We start from the raw sequence: 15,585 nt of genomic DNA, 5'->3' as shown, positions 1-15,585 counted from the left end.
TCCGCCATTCGTTGCGCCGTTTGTTCCGCCGTTTATAGGGGGCGCCCCTTCCGGAGGTCGATGACATGCGGGCCGATCGCCAGCGAGGTCGCTCCGGACTCCAGCTGCGCGTACGGGTTGGCGAGCTGCGGCGGGGTCGCGACGCTGCCGTCGGCGGCGAGATCGGCGGGCCGCCCGTCGACGGTGAACGGCCCGGCCCAGTCCAGGGACAGCTCGGTGCCCTCGGCCGTACGGAACGCGACGCGGTCCGGCCCGAAGTCGGGGGCGGCGAGCGTACGGACGAAATCGCCGAGCTCCCTGTGCACGGCGCGCCGTCCCACTGTGCACACCCAGGCGGTACCGGGCCCGGCCGGTCGCAGCTCCTGCCACGCGTCCGGACCTGCGGTCACCGGCTCGGCACCGCCTTCGGTTGCCAGGGCCACAAAGCCGTCCCCCTTGCGCCCGGCGATCCACACGCCGTGCTGGAGCCACTCGTCGAACTCGGCCAGCGGGAACCAGGCATGCGTGTACGCCATGACGTCGTCGGCGGGTATCCGGTACAGCGCCAGGACCGTGCCCTCGTGCTGCCGGGCGCGGGGCAGGATCCGGTTGCCCGCCCAGGAGTTGGGCCGCGCCGACGGGGAGACGGAGGCGTTGGGCGCGTGGGTGACGAAGACCTGCGTCTCGGGGCCCAGGGTGGCGCCCCAGATGTGCTCCTGAAGGCCCGGCAGGCCCGGGCGGTAGTCGTTCACACAGGAGAGCATCGCGTCAGGGGTCTTGTAGACGGTGAGGTCGGATCCGTACGGACGGGAGAGGAGGTCATGGGCGAGGCGGTAGTCGCCGCGGTAGTTCTGCCGGCCCCACCAGCGCTCCGGCAGGTCGTGCGCGGCCTCATGGATGACGTCCGGCATCCGGTAGCGGTCCGCCGTGGCGACCACCGCGGCCGGCAGCACCGCGTCGTTGAGGGCGCCGGTGCCGAAGCACACCCACATGATCGGGGCGGTCTCCTCCAGCCGGGACGAGCGGAGCGTCGACACGTAACTGCGGCCGTGGGCGCAGCCGTGGATGCCGCGCCAGGAGTTGGCCGCCAGGCTGAACAGCACCCGGTCGGCGACACCGGCCGCCAGCTCTGCCAGCTCAGCCATCTCACAGTCGTCGGCGTCCCCGGCGAACTCCACCAGCGACACGAGCGCGAGCAGGTCGATGGCGAGGTAGGCGTTGGAGTCGAACTCGCTGAACCCGCCGGCCAGTTTGCGGCGCATCCACTCGATCGCCAGGCCGCGCGCGTGCGCGGCGTGCGCGGCGCCGGTCCATCCGGTGTTGCCGAAGGTGTCGCCGGCCAGCTCGGTGCCCCACAACAGCTCGGCGGTGTGCCAGACGAACTGGTGGTTCTCGGTGAAGTAGCACATGGCGTCGAGGCCGGGCTGGTCGATCCAGTACTTGAAGCCGAGGAGCGCGGTGCGCACCCGGTCGCGCAGGCCGGGTGCCCAGCGGTCGGCGGGTATCCGCCGCCACAGATGGAACAGGCCGACGGCTTCGAAGTCGGCGCAGTCGGCGCGGTTGTCGATCATCCACAGGGCGCGGGTCAGACCGGACTCGCCGACCGTGTGGTGCGGGTCGGTGAGGGCGCGTACGAGCTCGCCCCCGGTGCCGTCGGCCCTCGCGGCGTGCCGCAGGAACTCGGCGCGCCGGTCGGACAGCTCGCCTTCAGGGGCCGCCCGGTACGCGCCGGGCAGTACGGCGACCGGGAACTCCCGGAACACCGGGGCCCGGTCGTCGTCCACCGAGACCCGCAGTACGGAAGCGCCGGTGGACAGCATCGAGGCGCTGCCCACGTCGTCCCCGGCCCTGGCCTCCTCCGTCTCGTCCGCCTTGTCTGTCTCGTCCCCCTCCTCCGCCTCGTCCAGCCGTACCGCCGCCCGGCCGCCGTCGAGTCGGATCCGCCGGGTCCGGCCCGCCCACTGAAGCCGCAGCGCGGCGCCGTCAGGTCCGGTGAGCGGGATCTCGCCGTCGGTCGTGCCCCAGCGGGTGGTGCCCACCGCGTCGAGTACGCGCTCGGCGACGGCGGAGGTGTACTCGCAGGCGCCCTCGCTGGGCACCACCACCCGGACCGGCAGTCCGTCGACGCGCAGCCGTACGATCTGCCGGACCTCGCGGAACGCCACCTGCCAGGAGGCGACCACGACGGTCGTGGTGCCCGACGGCAGCCAGACCCGGATGTCGTGCTCGACGGGTTCCATGTAGCTGACCGTGCCGGACTCGCCGCGCGGTTCACCGTCCACGAACAGCCGGAACGGACCGGTCGTGGCCAGCCGCAGGGTTCGCCACTCCGCCTGGTCGACCTCCAGCACGCAGGCCGCTAGGGCGACCCGGTACTCCGGGGTGAAGCAGAACTCGCTCCAGTCGACAAGACCGTCGGCCGCGGTGTGCGCCCGCTGCCACCGCCCGGAGTGCCGGGTGCCGCCGGGGCCGGTGTACCGGATCTCGCCGCCCTCGACCACAGGAGCAAGGACCGGATCGCGGCGCAGTGGCCGGTGCCGGTAGAGCTCCTCCTTGAGCGGGGTGACATCGGGCCCGTTGGTCAGCCGCCACCGGCCTCGCTCGCCCCAGGGATCCCCGTCCGCGGCGAGATGCTTGCCCAGATCGTCGGCGGGCTCGCTCCAGGCCGGGCTGATCAGCCAGTCCCGTACGGTCCCACGCTCGTCCAGGGCATGCACAGTGCGGCCCTTGCCGCTCTCCACACCGTTCTCCATACCGCTCTGCACTGTGCTCCTCACTTCAGTCCGGTGTTGGCGACGCCGCGGACGATATGGCGCTGAAGTACCAGGAAGATCACCACGACCGGGATCATGCTGACCACGGACATGGCCAGGATGTAGTTGAACGGGGCCACCAGCTGGCTGTTGAACTGTGCCAGAGCCACCGGCAGCGTGTACTTCGACTGGTCCTGGCTGATGATCAGCGGCCACAGGAAGTCGTTCCACCGCCACATCACCGAGAAGATCGTCACCACGGCGATGGCGGCGCCGCACAGCGGCACCACGATCCGGGCGAAGATCCGGAACTCGCCCGCCCCGTCGATCCGGGCCGCGTCGATCAGATCGTCCGGGATGGTCAGCATGTACTGCCGCAGCAGGAACACCCCGGTCGGCGTCGCGGCGGGCGGGATGATCAGCCCCCACAGGGAGTTCACCAGGCCGAGCTGGGCCGCCATCTGGTAGACCGGAATGAAGATCAGCTGGAGCGGGATCATGATGGTTCCGAGCACGACGAGGAACAGCGCGTTGCGGCCGCGGAAGTTGTATTTGGCCAGGCCGTAGGCGCACATCGTGTTGATGACCACGGTGAGGAGCGTCGCCCCGACCGTCACGATGGCGCTGTTCTTCAGATAGGTGCCGAAGTCGAACGAACTCAGCGCCTCGCTGTAGTTCTCCGTGCGCAGCGCGCCGGGCAGAGGGGAGGGCGGGATCTGCGCCAGCTCGGTCTGTGACTTGAACGAGCTGAGCACGGCCCACACCACGGGCGCGAGGACCACGATGGACAGGCCGATCAGCACCGCGTAGGTGAGGATCCGACCCACGGTCGGAGTGGCGCCCCCGCTGATCGAGGTCCACTGCCGCGCTCCCTTGGAGTCGCGTACGGCCGTCAGGCTCATGCCGACTCCTTCCGCTGGTTGTACAGGTAGTTGAGCAGGGTCAGCGCGAAGACCGAGCAGAAGAGCACCACGGCGGCCGCCGAGGCCAGGCCGTACTGGATCGGGGACTGGAAGGCGTTCTCGTAGATGTACTGGATCATCAGGGTGGTGCCGCCGACGGGACCGCCGCCGGTGAGCGTCCAGATGTAGTCGAAGGCCTGGAACCCGGCGATCATGCTGAGGATGACCACGACCATGGTGGTCGGCCGCAGCAGCGGCAGGGTGATGTGCCGCAGCTGCTGCCAGGCCGAGGCGCCGTCCATCCGCGCGGCCTCGTAGTAGTTGGGATCGATGCCCTGAAGCCCGGCAAGGATGATCAGGATGTAGAAGCCGACGTGCATCCACAGCCCGACGAAGATCACGACACCCATGGCCAGGGTGTCGTCCACCAGCCAGCCCGGTTTGCCCAGTCCGGCCCCGCCGAGCAGCGTGTTGAGCAGCCCGTTGTTCCGCTCGAAGATCCAGCCCCAGATCAGCCCGACCACCACGGGGGAGAGCACCACGGGCAGGAAGAACACCGTGCGGAAGAACGCCCGGCCCTTGATCCTCTGGTTGAGCAGCAGCGCCAGACCGATCGAGACCACCGTGGTGAGCAGCACGAAGCAGACGGCGAACACCACGGTGTGCCGCGCCGCCGCCCAGAACTCGTCCGAGCCGAACAGCTCCTGGTAGTTCTCGCCGCCCGCATAGGTGAAGTCGCGGCCGTTGCGGCTGTCGTACAGGCTGATGTTGAAGTTGTTGATCGCCGGATAGATGACGAACACACCGAAGATCAGCATGTTGGGCAGGATGAACAGATACGGTGCGATCCGCTGGTTCCACGGCTTGACCGAGCGGCGGCGACCGGGCGGGTGGGGGGCCCGGTCGGCCGTCCGCGGGGTCTGCGCGCCGGCCACAGCGGTCACGCGACGTCTCCGAGCGCCTTCTGTGCCGCCGCCTTGATGGCCGCGACGGCCTGCTCCGGCGTGGCCTTGCCCGCCAGCACCTTGGCGAGCTCCTTGACGGTCGCGTCGGCGGTGGCCGAGAACGCGGGGCTGTATGCGGTGCCGTAGGCCGTCGCCGGCGTGCGCTTCACATCGGCGAGAAACACCTGCATGTCGGCGTTGCGCTGCGGATACGTGAGTCCGGAGGAGATCAGGTCCTGCCGGGTGGGCAGGAAGTTGGCCTCCTCGGCCATCTTCTCCTGGGACTCCTTGGAGTTCATGAAGGCGATGAAGTCGGCGGCCTGCTTCTGCCGCTTGCTCTCCTTGAACGACACCATGAACTTGCCGCCCGGGAACCCGCCGCACTCCTCCTGGCACGGGTCGGGCGCCGCGGCCCAGTTGAACTTCGCCTCCTTGGCGAATGCGCTGACCTGCCAGTTTCCGCTGATGTAGACCGGTGTCTGCTGGGCGAGGAAGATCTCGTTGGCCCCCTTGTACTTGGTGCCCGCCTGTAGCCACAGGTCCTTCGGCATGACGCCGGAGTCGTTCAGCTCGGCGAACCGCTTCACGGCGGCGGTGGCCTTCGCCTCGTCGAATGCCGGCTTCTTGCCGCTCGCGTCGAAGAAGCTGGTCCCGTACTGGCTGAGCATGGTGGAGAACCGGTGCCCCGACACGTCCATGGCGATCGCGTTCTGGGTCTTGTTGGCGGCCTGCACCTTCTTGGCGGCCGTGACCATCTCGTCCCAGGTCCAGGGGTGCTTCGGATCGGGCAGCGGCACCTTGGCCTTCTTGAACTGGTCCACGTTGATCAGCGGTCCGTTCATGGTCAGATCGCTGGGCACGGCGAGCAGTTCGCCGCCCTCGCCCGAGACGTAGGCATCGGTGCCTTTGAGGAACTTCCCGTCCAGGGCGGCCTTCTGGAACTTGTTGAGATCCAGCAGATCGCTGCGGAAGGGCTCGATGTCGGTCAGCCGGGCCACGTCCGGCGCGTTGTTGCCGGAGAGCCGGGCCTGCAAGCGCTGTTCGAGATTGTCGAAGGGAACGATCTGAAGGTCGACCGTGACACCGGTTTTCTTCTTGTACTCGGCCAGCAGGTTGCGGGTCGCCTGCTCGTCGGGGCCGTCGGTGAAGTACAGATACGTCAGCTTCTTGTCCTCGGTCTGCTTGCTCGCTTCGTCGCCCGAACCACTGCCGGGTGCGCAGGACGCGACCAGCGATATCGCCGCGGCGGCCACAAGGAACTCACGGACGTGTTTCATCAGGAACTACCTTTCGAATTTCACAGCATTGGCGGGCCCCGTGAAGCCGAGCCTGCGGGAGATCGCAAGCGCCACCTCGGATACGCGCTTGGCTGCCGCATCCTGCTTGCTGAGCATCCGCTCGCGCGGGCCTGCGAGGCTGATGGCGCAGAGCGGCATCCCGCGCTCGTCTCGGATCGGCGCGCCGAAGCACAGCACGTCGGGCTCGTTCTCGCTGTCGTCGATCGAGTAGCCGCGGGCGCGGGTCTCGTCCAGTTCCGCGCGCAGCCGGGCCGGGTCGGTGATGGTGGTGGGGGTGAACGTCCGCAGCTCAAGACGGTCGACGAGGGCGTCCGCCTCGGCGATCGGCAGGGCCGCCAGATATGCCTTGCCCAGGGAGGTGCTGTGGAGCGAGCGGCGTAAGCCGAGCAGTCGGCGGACCGCGATGGAGTGCTCCGTGACGTCCTCGTGTGCGATGTACACCATCTGGTCGCCGTCGCGCACCGCCATCAGCGCGGCCTCGGACAGTTCCCGGGACAGATCCCGCAGATGCGCCTGCGCCGCGAGGAACGGGTCGTAGCCGCTCAGCGCGGCCATCCCGAGCGTGACCGTGCGCTGCCCCAGTACGAGGTCGTCCGCATTGCCGTTCCAGTCCACGTAGCCTCGCTGCCGGAGTGTGCCGAGGATGCGGTACGTGGCGCTGCGCGAGAGGTCCAGCCGGTCGGAGACCTGGGCGGCACTCAACTGCCGCTCGCTGGCGAGCAGTTCGAGGATCGCGAGCCCGCGTTCAAGTGTCCCGGCGCGGCGATCGAGCGCGTCGCTCCCCAACTGGTGGTACTTCTCACTCATTTCCATCCCCTGCCATACCGATGAACGGGACATGTGACCGGTGAGCGGTGACGGAAGCTAATAGTGTCGTTTGGTGAGAGTCAATGATTTGGGCAGAATCAGATCCCGGTCCCTGCGGGTTCCATAAGGCCCCGGTCGGTGCCGACCAGGTCTGATGGTGTTGACCGCGCGGCCCCGGGCCTGGCAGGTTGCCCGGACGGAGCCGAGGCGTCGGGAAGGTGCGGATCGGTGTGCGGCGGCCGAGGGGCCGTGAACCTCAAGCAGTCAGTGCACCAGGGCTCGGTGGCGAGCGGCCGAGGGGTCGAACCACCAGCCGGTGTCGGATCAGCGGCGTAAAGCCGGCGTCGGTGAAATGGGTCGCGCTGCTTCGTCGGCGGGCTCGCCCAGGGTCAGACGAAACCGTTGACGATCATCCTGTTGAGCTCATCGCCGTCGAGCCGAGCGGAACGTGGCAGCCGTTCGACGCCTCGGCAGTGATCACGCCCGCGATGACGTCAGCGGGCCAGTCGGTCGGCAATCGTATTCCAGCGCGTCGCCGCCCTGGCCTGTTCGTAGTCGGTCTGGACGGAGCGATGATCGGCACGGTCACGCTCGACCGGCGCGTGCGCCCGGCTGGGGAATGCGGACTCCGGACCTTTGCCGTGCCATGAGGCATTCATGACCGGATGCCCAGAGAGTCGAGGTCATGATGGTCGGCGTCGGTAAGGCATGCCTTGGCTAACCCGCTTGCGTGGTGGGCCGGGTCGGAGGGCCGGGAGGGCCGCAGCACATGTGGGACGACGCGTTTCCGAGCTTCCTGATCGGACTGAGGGAAGGACTGGAAGCCGGCCTCATCGTCTCCGTGCTGGTCGCCACCCTTGTGCGATCGGGCGCCAAGTCCCGTCTGCCGCAGGTGTGGACCGGCGTACTGGCCGCGATCGCGGTCTCCATGAGCTTCGGCGCGGTGCTCACCTTCACCGCCGCGTCCCTGACCACCGCCGCCCAGGAAGCCTTCGGCGGCACGCTGAGCATCGTGGCCGTCGCCTTCGTGACCGCGATGGTGTTCTGGATGCGCCGCTCGGCCCGCAGCCTGGCGGGAGAGATCAAGGAGAAGGTCACCGAGGCCCTGACCATGGGCGCCGGTGTGCTGGTCCTCACCTCCTTCCTGGCGGTGGGGCGCGAGGGCCTGGAAACCGCCCTGTTCCTGTGGACCACGGCCCGCGCGGCACACGAGTCGGCCGGGCCGCTGACCGGCGCGGGCATCGGGCTCGTTCTCGCGGCGGTGCTGTGCTGGGGCCTCTACCGCCGGGTGCTCTCCATCAACCTCACCCGCTTCTTCACCGCCACCGGCACTGTCCTCATCGTGATCGCCGCGGGCGTGCTCGGCTACGGGCTGCGCGACCTCCAGGAGGGCGGGGTCCTGCCGGGCGGGACGGCCTACGCCGTCGACCTGAGCGGGAGCGTCGACTCCGGGTCCTGGTACAGCACCTTGCTCCAGGGTGTTCTCAATCTGACTCCGACGATGACGTGGCTTCAGGTGGCCGGGTACGTCGGGTACCTCGGCGTGGTGATGACGCTGTTCGTGAGGGGCGTCCGGGGAGTTGGCCCGGCCCCGGCACGGACCACGCCCCCGGCACGGACCACGCCCCCGACACCGGCCCCGCCCGCAGCGCCGTCCCGGCCCGCGAAGGCCACGCCGCCCCTGCCCGCCCCCGCACCCACCCGCCGCCGCCCCGCCTGGCTCATCCCCGTCGCCGTGGTCGCCGTGCCTGCCATCCTGGCCGGGTTCGTCGTCGCCCTGGCGAGCCCCGAGCCCGCCGGGAGCGAGACGGTCGCCGTCTCCGAAAAGGACTGCGGTCAGGGCTTCACCGCGCCCAAGCCGGGGCGGCAGACCTTCCAGATGCGCAACACCGGCGACCAGACGTCCGAGGTGTACCTCATCGACCCGGCCACCAACGCGGTCTACGGCGAGATCGAGGGCCTGGCCCCCGGTACCACCCGGGACCTCGTCGCCACCGTGGCGGGCGGTACGTACGCCTGGCGCTGTGTGCCCGCCGACGGCAAGGCCGTCACCTCCAAGGCGGTCCGGGTCGGCGGTGCCGCCGGTGCCGGGGCCGTCGTGCCCGTCTCCGAGCAGGATCTCGCTGGGCCGCTGCGGGCGTACAAGGCGTACGTGAACCGGGGCCTGGCCCCGCTCGTCACCGAGACCCGGAAGCTCAGTGACGACATCCGCGCCGGGCACCTGGACACGGCACGCGCCGACTGGCTGACCGCACACCGCACCTACGCCTCCCTCGGCGCCGCCTACGGCACCTTCGAGGACTTCGACCAGAAGATCAACGGCCGGCCCGACGGCCTGCCGGGCGGGGTCCACGACAAGGACTTCACCGGCTTCCAGCGGATCGAGTACGGGCTGTGGCACGGCCAGTCGGCGGACGAGCTCAAAGGACCGGTGCGCCGACTCGCCGACGACACCGCCGGGTTGCGCAGGGCCTTCCCGCATCAGGACTTCGACGCCTCCGACCTGCCCCTGCGCGCCCACGAGATCCTGGAGAACACCCTCCAGTTCGAGCTGACCGGCGACACCGACCAGGGCAGCGGCACCGGACTGGCCACGGCCGACGCCAACCTCGCCGGTACACGAGAACTGCTTGCCGTACTCCGGCCGTTGCTCAAGACGCGGGCTCCGCATCTGCTCCCCACCGTCGACGCTGACATCGCGCGACTCCAGGCGCTGTTCGACGCCTGGTACCGCGACGGCCGCTGGACCCCCGTCGACCGGCTCGACCGGACCGCGAAGGCCCGGATCGACGGGGCCATGGGGCAGCTCCTGGAAGACCTGTCGCCGGTGCCGGACCTGCTCGAGATCAGGAAGTCCGCGTGAGCACCGGCCGCCACCAGCACACCGAACACCCCGAAGGGAACGTCCCCATGCCGTCCGCTGACACGCCTCCGCCGGGCTGCCCCGCCCACGCCGGCCGCCGTTCCTTCGTCAGGACGGCCCTGGGTGCCGGAGCCGCCGGAGCCGTACTGGCCGGGGGCGGGTTCGCGCTCGCCGAGAGCGGTGGCGGTACGGCCCGGGCCGCCGAAGGGACGGACGGCGCCGCCGTGCCCTTCCACGGCACCCACCAGGCCGGGATCCTCACCCCCCAGCAGAAGGCCGCCGCCTTCGTCTCCTTCGACGTCATCGCCGGCGACCGCGCGGAACTGGCCGACCTGCTGCGGACCCTGACCCAGCGGGCCCGTTTCCTCACCGCCGGCGGCACCCCCACCGGCCTGGGGATCGGCGCCCCGCCCTCGGACAACGGCATCCTCGGCCTGGTCGTCCCGGCCGACGCGCTCACCGTGACCGTCGGCGTCGGTGCCTCCCTCTTCGACGACCGCTACGGACTCGCCGAGGCCAAGCCGCGCCGGCTCACGCCCATGCGGACCTTCCCCAACGACAACCTGAACCCCGCCGAGTGCCACGGCGACCTGTCCCTCCAGATCTGCGCGGCCCGGCAGGACACCGTGCTGCACGCGCTGCGCGACATCGCCAAGCACACCCGCGGCGCGATGCAGATCCGGTGGCGTGTCGACGGCTTCCAGAACGTGCCGCGGCCCAGCGGCACCCAGCGCAACCTGCTGGGCTTCAAGGACGGCATAGTCAACCCGGACGTCGCGTCGGCCCGGGAGATGGACCACCTCGTGTGGGTCGGCGACGGGCAGGGCGAACCCGGCTGGGCGACCGGGGGCAGCTACCAGGTCGTCCGGATCATCCGGATGCTGGTGGAGTTCTGGGACCGGGTGTCACTGACCGAGCAGGAGCAGATGTTCGGCCGGCGCAAGGACACCGGTGCGCCGCTGGACGGCGCCAAGGAGACCGACAGCCCGAACTACGCCAAGGACCCGCACGGCACGGCCATCCCGCTCGACGCCCACATCCGCCTCGCGAACCCGCGCACCACGGCGACCGGCAACTCCCGCATCCTGCGCCGGGGTTACAACTACGACCGGGGCGTCGACAGCGTCGGCAACCTCGACATGGGTCTGGTCTTCTGCTGCTACCAGCAGGACGTGCGGCGCCAGTTCGAGGCCACGCAGACCCGGCTGATCGACGAACCCCTCGTGGACTACATCTCGCCGACCGGCGGCGGCTACTTCTTCGCCCTGCCCGGCGTGCGCTCGTCCTCGGACTGGTTCGGCCGGGGACTGCTCTCGGCGTGAAGTCCTGTGTGCGTCAGAAGTGTTGACCGCGCCGTGCAAACGTTTTAACTTCCCTTCACCGGACAGGCCGAGGTGAGGGGGAGCCGTGGCAACTGCCTTACGGGAACGAGCAGGTACGAAGGGAGTGAGTCCGGGCGGACGCGATCCCGATGGGATGAAGCGTCAGCGTAAAGGTTTTCAGAGCTGGACGTTGTTCCTGCTCATGCTCCCCGGTGTCGCCTACTTCCTGCTGTTCCACTACGGCGCACTCGTCGGCAACGTCATCGCGTTCAAGGAGTACGTGCCGTTCGACGGCCTGTGGGGCAGCCCCTGGGTGGGCCTCGGCAACTTCCAGCGCATGTTCGACGACGCGGCGTTCTGGGACTCGGTCCTCAACACCCTCTGGATCTCGGTCCTCCAGCTGGTGTTCTACTTCCCGGTGCCGCTCGGCCTCGCCCTGCTGCTGCACACCCTCACCTGGAGCTCGGTGCGCCGGTTCGTGCAGTCGGTGGCGTATCTGCCGCACTTCATCTCGTGGGTGATCGTCGTCGCGCTCTTCCAGCAGGTGCTGGGGGACACCGGCCTGCTCAACAGCGGTCTGAGCGGGGCCGGTCTGCACACCGTCGACATCATCGGCAACCCGGAGGCGTTCAAGCCGCTCGTCGTCGCCCAGGTCATCTGGAAGGACGCCGGCTGGGGCACGATCATCTTCCTCGCCGCGCTCGCCCAGGTCGACGAGCAGCAGTACGAGGCGGCCGCCATCGACGGCGCCGGACCCTGGCGGCGCTTCTGGCACGTCACCCTGCCCGCCATCCGCCCGGTGATCGTCCTGCTGCTCATCATGCGGCTCGGCGACATCCTCTCCGTCGGCTTCGAGCAGATGCTGCTGCAACGCGACGCGGTCGGGCCTGAGACCGCCGAGGTCATCGACACCTTCGTCTACTACCAGGGCATCGTCGGCGGCGACTACGGATTCGCGGCCGCCGCGGGCCTGTTCAAGGGTGTCATCGGCGCCCTCCTCGTCTACGCCGCCAACAAGGTGGCCCACCGCCTCGGCGAACAGGGGGTCTACAAGTGAGCGCGTCCGCCCGGCCCGGCTGGATGGAGAAGCCCCGGCCGCTCACCCAGGCCGCGAAGGCCCTCGCCCTCGCCGCGGTCGTGCTGCTGGTGTGCGTGCCGTTCCTGGTGATCGTGTCGACCTCGCTGGCGTCCACCCAGGAGGTCGTCGACAACGGCGGCTGGGTGCTGTGGCCCAGCGAGCCCACGCTCGACGCCTACCGCGACATCTTCGACGGCGGCATCGTCACCCACGCCCTCGGCGTCAGCGCGGGAGTGACGATCGTCGGCACCCTGCTCAGCCTCGCCTGCACGGTGACCCTGGCCTACGCGCTGTCCCGCCCGGGCGTCTTCGGTGGCAAGCCCGTGCTGCTGCTGGTGCTGTTCACGTTCCTCTTCCCGCCCGGCATGATCCCGAGCTTCCTGCTCGTCAAGGAACTCGGCCTGCTCGACTCGTACGCCTCGCTCGTCCTGCCCGTCCTGGTCAACGTGTTCAACCTGGTCGTCCTGCGCGGCTTCTTCCAGTCGGTCCCCGAGGAGCTGTACGAGGCGGCCCGGCTGGACGGGGCGGGGGACTGGCGGGTGCTGTGGTCGGTGGTGCTGCCGCTGTCCAAGGCCGCGCTCGCCGTCGTCGGCCTGTTCTACGCCGTCGCCTACTGGAACTCCTGGTTCTACGCCTCGCTGTACCTGGAGAGCGACCACTGGCCGCTCCAGCAGGTGCTGCGCACCTATGTGGTGGCCGGTGCCGGCCTCACCGACGCGACCACCGGCGAGGCCACCGTCACCGCTCCGCAGACCGTGCAGATGGCGGTGCTCGTGATAGCCACCGTGCCGATCCTGCTCGTCTACCCGTTCCTGCAGAAGTACTTCACCAAGGGCGTGCTCACCGGCGCCATCAAAAGCTGACACGAGGTGGTTCACCCATGCCCCGCATGTCCCGACGCACCCTCCTGCGCTCCATGGCGGTGGGCGGCGCCGCCGTCTCCGTCCCCGGTCTGCTGACCGCGTGCTCCTCGGACTCCGGCGACAGCGACGTTTCCAACGCCGGCAAGAAGCTCGCCCCCTGGCCGGCTTACCGTCCCGCCGCCGGGCCCGAGCCCGACCTGGCCCCCACCGACGCCGGTGTCCAGGCCGGCTACACCACCTACCCGTCCGACCTGGTCAAGTCCGTCTCCCGCACGCCCGGAGACGGCTCCACCGTCCGCGTCATGACCGTCTCCTTCGGCACGCCGCCCAAGCCCGCCTCGCAGAACCGCTTCTGGGCGGCCGTCGAGAAGGCCCTCGGCGTGAAGATCGAGTACACGATCATCTCCCAGGCCGACTACCAGAAGAAGATGGCGACGGTCATGGCCGGCGACGTCGACGCCCTGCCCGACATCATCAACATGTTCGCCGGCTTCACCCTGCCGCGTGAGGCGCAGTTCGTGCAGCGCCGCGCCCAGGACCTCACGCCGTACCTGTCGGGCGACGCGATCGCCGACTATCCCAACCTCGCCAACGTCCCCACCCACGCCTGGCGCGACATGGGCCGCATCGGCGGCCGCATCTACGGCATCCCGCTGGAACGCCCGCTGCCCGGCTCGACCCTCTGGATCAACCAGGACATGTTCGCCGACGCGGGCATGAAGGAGGGCTGGACCGCCGAGGACTTCACCGCCGTGGCCCGGCAGGGCACCCGCGGCAGGACGTACATGCTCGGCGCCGCCAACGGCTCCCTGTTCGGCAACGCCTACCACTCCGCCGCCCACAACGCGCCCCAGCGCTGGGCCGTCACCAAGGACGGCACCTTCCTGCCGGCCTGGGCCGACGAACGCTGCAAGGCGTCGATCGCCTTCCAGACCCAGCTGCGCAAGAACGGCTCCTACCACCCCGACGCCACGTCCATCTCGCAGATCGACCTGACGACCCTCTACTACAACGGCACCGTCGGCTCCATGCAGGACGGGTTCGGCGCCTACCTGCCCAAGTACCGGGAGTCCCAGGGCAAGATGAGCCCCGCCGCGGCCCTGCCGTACAGCGTCGGCGGCGAGCCCGGCGGCATCGTCGCCGCCCGCCGCTCCTTCGGCTACACCGTCCTGAAGAAGGCCAAGAAGGAGCGCATCGAACTGCTGCTGCGCATCCTCGACTACCTCGCCGCACCCTTCGGCAGCGAGGAGTGGGAACTCGTCCACTACGGCGTCGAGGGCGTGCACTTCACCCGCGGCAAGGACGGCTCGCCCGAGTTCACCAAGCTCGGCGAGGTGGAGAACAACACCAACCTGCCGCTGAAGTACCTCGCCGAAGGCCCCCAGGTGCTGTTCGTGCCCGGCATGCCCGACGCCGTGCGGGCCCTGCACGCCTGGCAGCGCAAGGTCGTGCCGCACGCCATCCGCGACGCCTCCTTCGGGCTCCAGTCCGCGACGAACAACGCCCAGGGCGCCACCCTCAAGACGTTCCTGGACGACACCATCACCGGCATCATCGCCGGACGGCTGCCGCTGACCGAATGGGACGCGGCGGTGAAGAAGTGGCGGAGCCGGGGCGGCGACAGAATGGCCGAGGAGTACGCGAAGGACTACGCGGCCAACACCTGAACAGCGGTGGGCGGAAGAGGGGATGCGGGGGATGGGGAACGACATGGTGTCCAAGGGACGGGTCACGATCCGCGAGGTCGCCGAGCGGGCGGGCGTGTCGACGGCCACCGCCTCCCGCGCGCTCAGCGGCAACCACCCGGTGCCCCCGGCGACCCGGGCCCGGGTGCTGCGCGCGGCCCGCGACCTCGACTACGTGGCCAACGCGCACGCCCGCGCCCTGGTCGGCGGCGGCCGCAAGATGGCCGCCGTCGTGGTCCGCCAGGTCACCAGCCCCTTCTACGCCCAGGTCGCCGAGGGCGTGGAGGCGGAGGCCGCCGACCGCGGCTGGCTCTGCGTGGTCGGCGCCACCGGCGGCGACGCGCAGCGCGAGATGGAGTTCGTGCAGCTCATGCGGGAGGAGGGCGCCCGGCTGGTGATCCTGGTCGGCGGAGTCGTCGAGGACGACGCCTACCGGGAGCGCGTCGCCCACTACGCCCACGCCCTCGACTCCTCCGGAGCCCGGCTCGTGCTCTGCGGCCGGCCCGCGCCCGACCCGGAGATCCCCGCGCTCGTCGTCGAGTTCGACAACGAGGCCGGGGCCCGCGCCATCACCGCCCATCTGCTGTCGGCAGGCCACCGCAGGATCGTCTTCCTCGGCGGACTGCCCGGCAACACCGCCCTCGACGCCCGCGTCGCCGGCTACCGGGCCGCCCTCGCCGAGCACGGGCTGCCGCCCGAGGCCGCACACGTCGTCGACTGCGGCCTGGGCCGGGCCGCCGGCCATCGCGCGATGACCGAACTCCTCAAGTCGACGCGGGAGTTCACCGCGGTCTTCGCCGGGGACGACATGGTCGCCGCCGGCGCCCTGCGCGCCATCGCCGACACCGGACTGAGCGTGCCCGGCGACATCTCCGTCGTCGGCTACAACGACATCCCGCTCGCCGAGGACTTCAACCCGCCCCTCACCACCGTCCGCACGCCCGCGGAGGAACTCGGCCGTGCCGCCGTGCGCATCGCGCTGCGCGACCCCGAGCACGCCGCCGGGGCCCACCATCTGCTCGGCACCCACATCGTCGTACGCGACAGCGTCGGCGCGCCCCCGCCCGGGCGCGCCCTGTGACCAACGGAGG

11 protein-coding genes and 1 pseudogene are annotated in these 15,585 nt (G+C 69.8%); 7 read left to right on the top strand and 5 right to left on the bottom strand.

Annotated elements, in window-relative coordinates:
• Nucleotides 1-32 precede the first annotated feature (32 nt).
• From ACIBNA_RS14130 to ACIBNA_RS14110, 5 genes are read right to left on the bottom strand one after another with little or no spacing between them, the layout of a single operon-like run.
• Nucleotides 33-2,732 carry a hypothetical protein gene (locus tag ACIBNA_RS14130; RefSeq protein ID WP_399165472.1) on the bottom strand — a complete coding sequence of 900 codons (2,700 nt, stop codon included), beginning with the start codon at nucleotides 2,730-2,732 and terminating at the stop codon, nucleotides 33-35.
• Nucleotides 2,733-2,752: 20 nt separating this feature from the next.
• Nucleotides 2,753-3,634 carry a carbohydrate ABC transporter permease gene (locus tag ACIBNA_RS14125; protein WP_399165471.1) on the bottom strand — a complete coding sequence of 294 codons (882 nt, stop codon included), beginning with the start codon at nucleotides 3,632-3,634 and terminating at the stop codon, nucleotides 2,753-2,755.
• Nucleotides 3,631-4,578, bottom strand: coding sequence for a carbohydrate ABC transporter permease (locus ACIBNA_RS14120; RefSeq protein ID WP_399165470.1), 948 nt, complete (start codon nucleotides 4,576-4,578; stop codon nucleotides 3,631-3,633). The genes ACIBNA_RS14125 and ACIBNA_RS14120 overlap by 4 nt, the downstream gene beginning before the upstream one ends.
• Nucleotides 4,575-5,855 carry an ABC transporter substrate-binding protein gene (locus ACIBNA_RS14115; protein ID WP_399165469.1) on the bottom strand — a complete coding sequence of 427 codons (1,281 nt, stop codon included), beginning with the start codon at nucleotides 5,853-5,855 and terminating at the stop codon, nucleotides 4,575-4,577. The genes ACIBNA_RS14120 and ACIBNA_RS14115 overlap by 4 nt, the downstream gene beginning before the upstream one ends.
• Before the next feature lie 6 nt (nucleotides 5,856-5,861).
• Nucleotides 5,862-6,683, bottom strand: coding sequence for an IclR family transcriptional regulator (locus ACIBNA_RS14110; protein ID WP_399165467.1), 822 nt, complete (start codon nucleotides 6,681-6,683; stop codon nucleotides 5,862-5,864).
• A 533-nt stretch (nucleotides 6,684-7,216) separates the two neighbouring features.
• Here ACIBNA_RS14110 and ACIBNA_RS14105 point away from each other — a divergent pair.
• From ACIBNA_RS14105 to ACIBNA_RS14075, 7 genes and pseudogenes are all read left to right on the top strand, one after another.
• Nucleotides 7,217-7,285 (top strand): annotated as a pseudogene (locus ACIBNA_RS14105) (GNAT family N-acetyltransferase); the annotation flags it as partial.
• A gap of 167 nt (nucleotides 7,286-7,452) precedes the next feature.
• Nucleotides 7,453-9,546: an iron uptake transporter permease EfeU gene (gene efeU, locus ACIBNA_RS14100; RefSeq protein ID WP_399165466.1), complete on the top strand. Its 2,094-nt coding sequence runs from the start codon at nucleotides 7,453-7,455 to the stop codon at nucleotides 9,544-9,546.
• Nucleotides 9,547-9,593: 47 nt separating this feature from the next.
• Nucleotides 9,594-10,868 carry an iron uptake transporter deferrochelatase/peroxidase subunit gene (efeB, locus tag ACIBNA_RS14095; protein ID WP_399165505.1) on the top strand — a complete coding sequence of 425 codons (1,275 nt, stop codon included), beginning with the start codon at nucleotides 9,594-9,596 and terminating at the stop codon, nucleotides 10,866-10,868.
• A gap of 202 nt (nucleotides 10,869-11,070) precedes the next feature.
• On the top strand, nucleotides 11,071-11,925 hold the full coding sequence (locus ACIBNA_RS14090) for an ABC transporter permease (protein ID WP_399165504.1): 855 nt from the start codon (nucleotides 11,071-11,073) through the stop codon (nucleotides 11,923-11,925).
• Nucleotides 11,922-12,809: a carbohydrate ABC transporter permease gene (locus tag ACIBNA_RS14085; RefSeq protein ID WP_399165465.1), complete on the top strand. Its 888-nt coding sequence runs from the start codon at nucleotides 11,922-11,924 to the stop codon at nucleotides 12,807-12,809. The genes ACIBNA_RS14090 and ACIBNA_RS14085 overlap by 4 nt, the downstream gene beginning before the upstream one ends.
• A 17-nt stretch (nucleotides 12,810-12,826) precedes the next feature.
• The gene (locus ACIBNA_RS14080; protein ID WP_399165463.1) at nucleotides 12,827-14,476 is read left to right on the top strand and encodes an extracellular solute-binding protein; all 1,650 of its coding nucleotides are present in this window, start codon (nucleotides 12,827-12,829) and stop codon (nucleotides 14,474-14,476) included.
• A gap of 31 nt (nucleotides 14,477-14,507) precedes the next feature.
• On the top strand, nucleotides 14,508-15,575 hold the full coding sequence (locus tag ACIBNA_RS14075; RefSeq protein WP_399165462.1) for a LacI family DNA-binding transcriptional regulator: 1,068 nt from the start codon (nucleotides 14,508-14,510) through the stop codon (nucleotides 15,573-15,575).
• The last annotated feature ends 10 nt before the right edge of the window (nucleotides 15,576-15,585 follow it).

The organism is Streptomyces sp. NPDC050164 (assembly GCF_044459945.1).
GTDB lineage: Bacteria > Actinomycetota > Actinomycetes > Streptomycetales > Streptomycetaceae > Streptomyces > Streptomyces coeruleorubidus_A.
The sequence above is the reverse complement of the archived record's forward strand: the minus strand, read 5'-3'. Positions and strand labels throughout refer to the sequence as shown.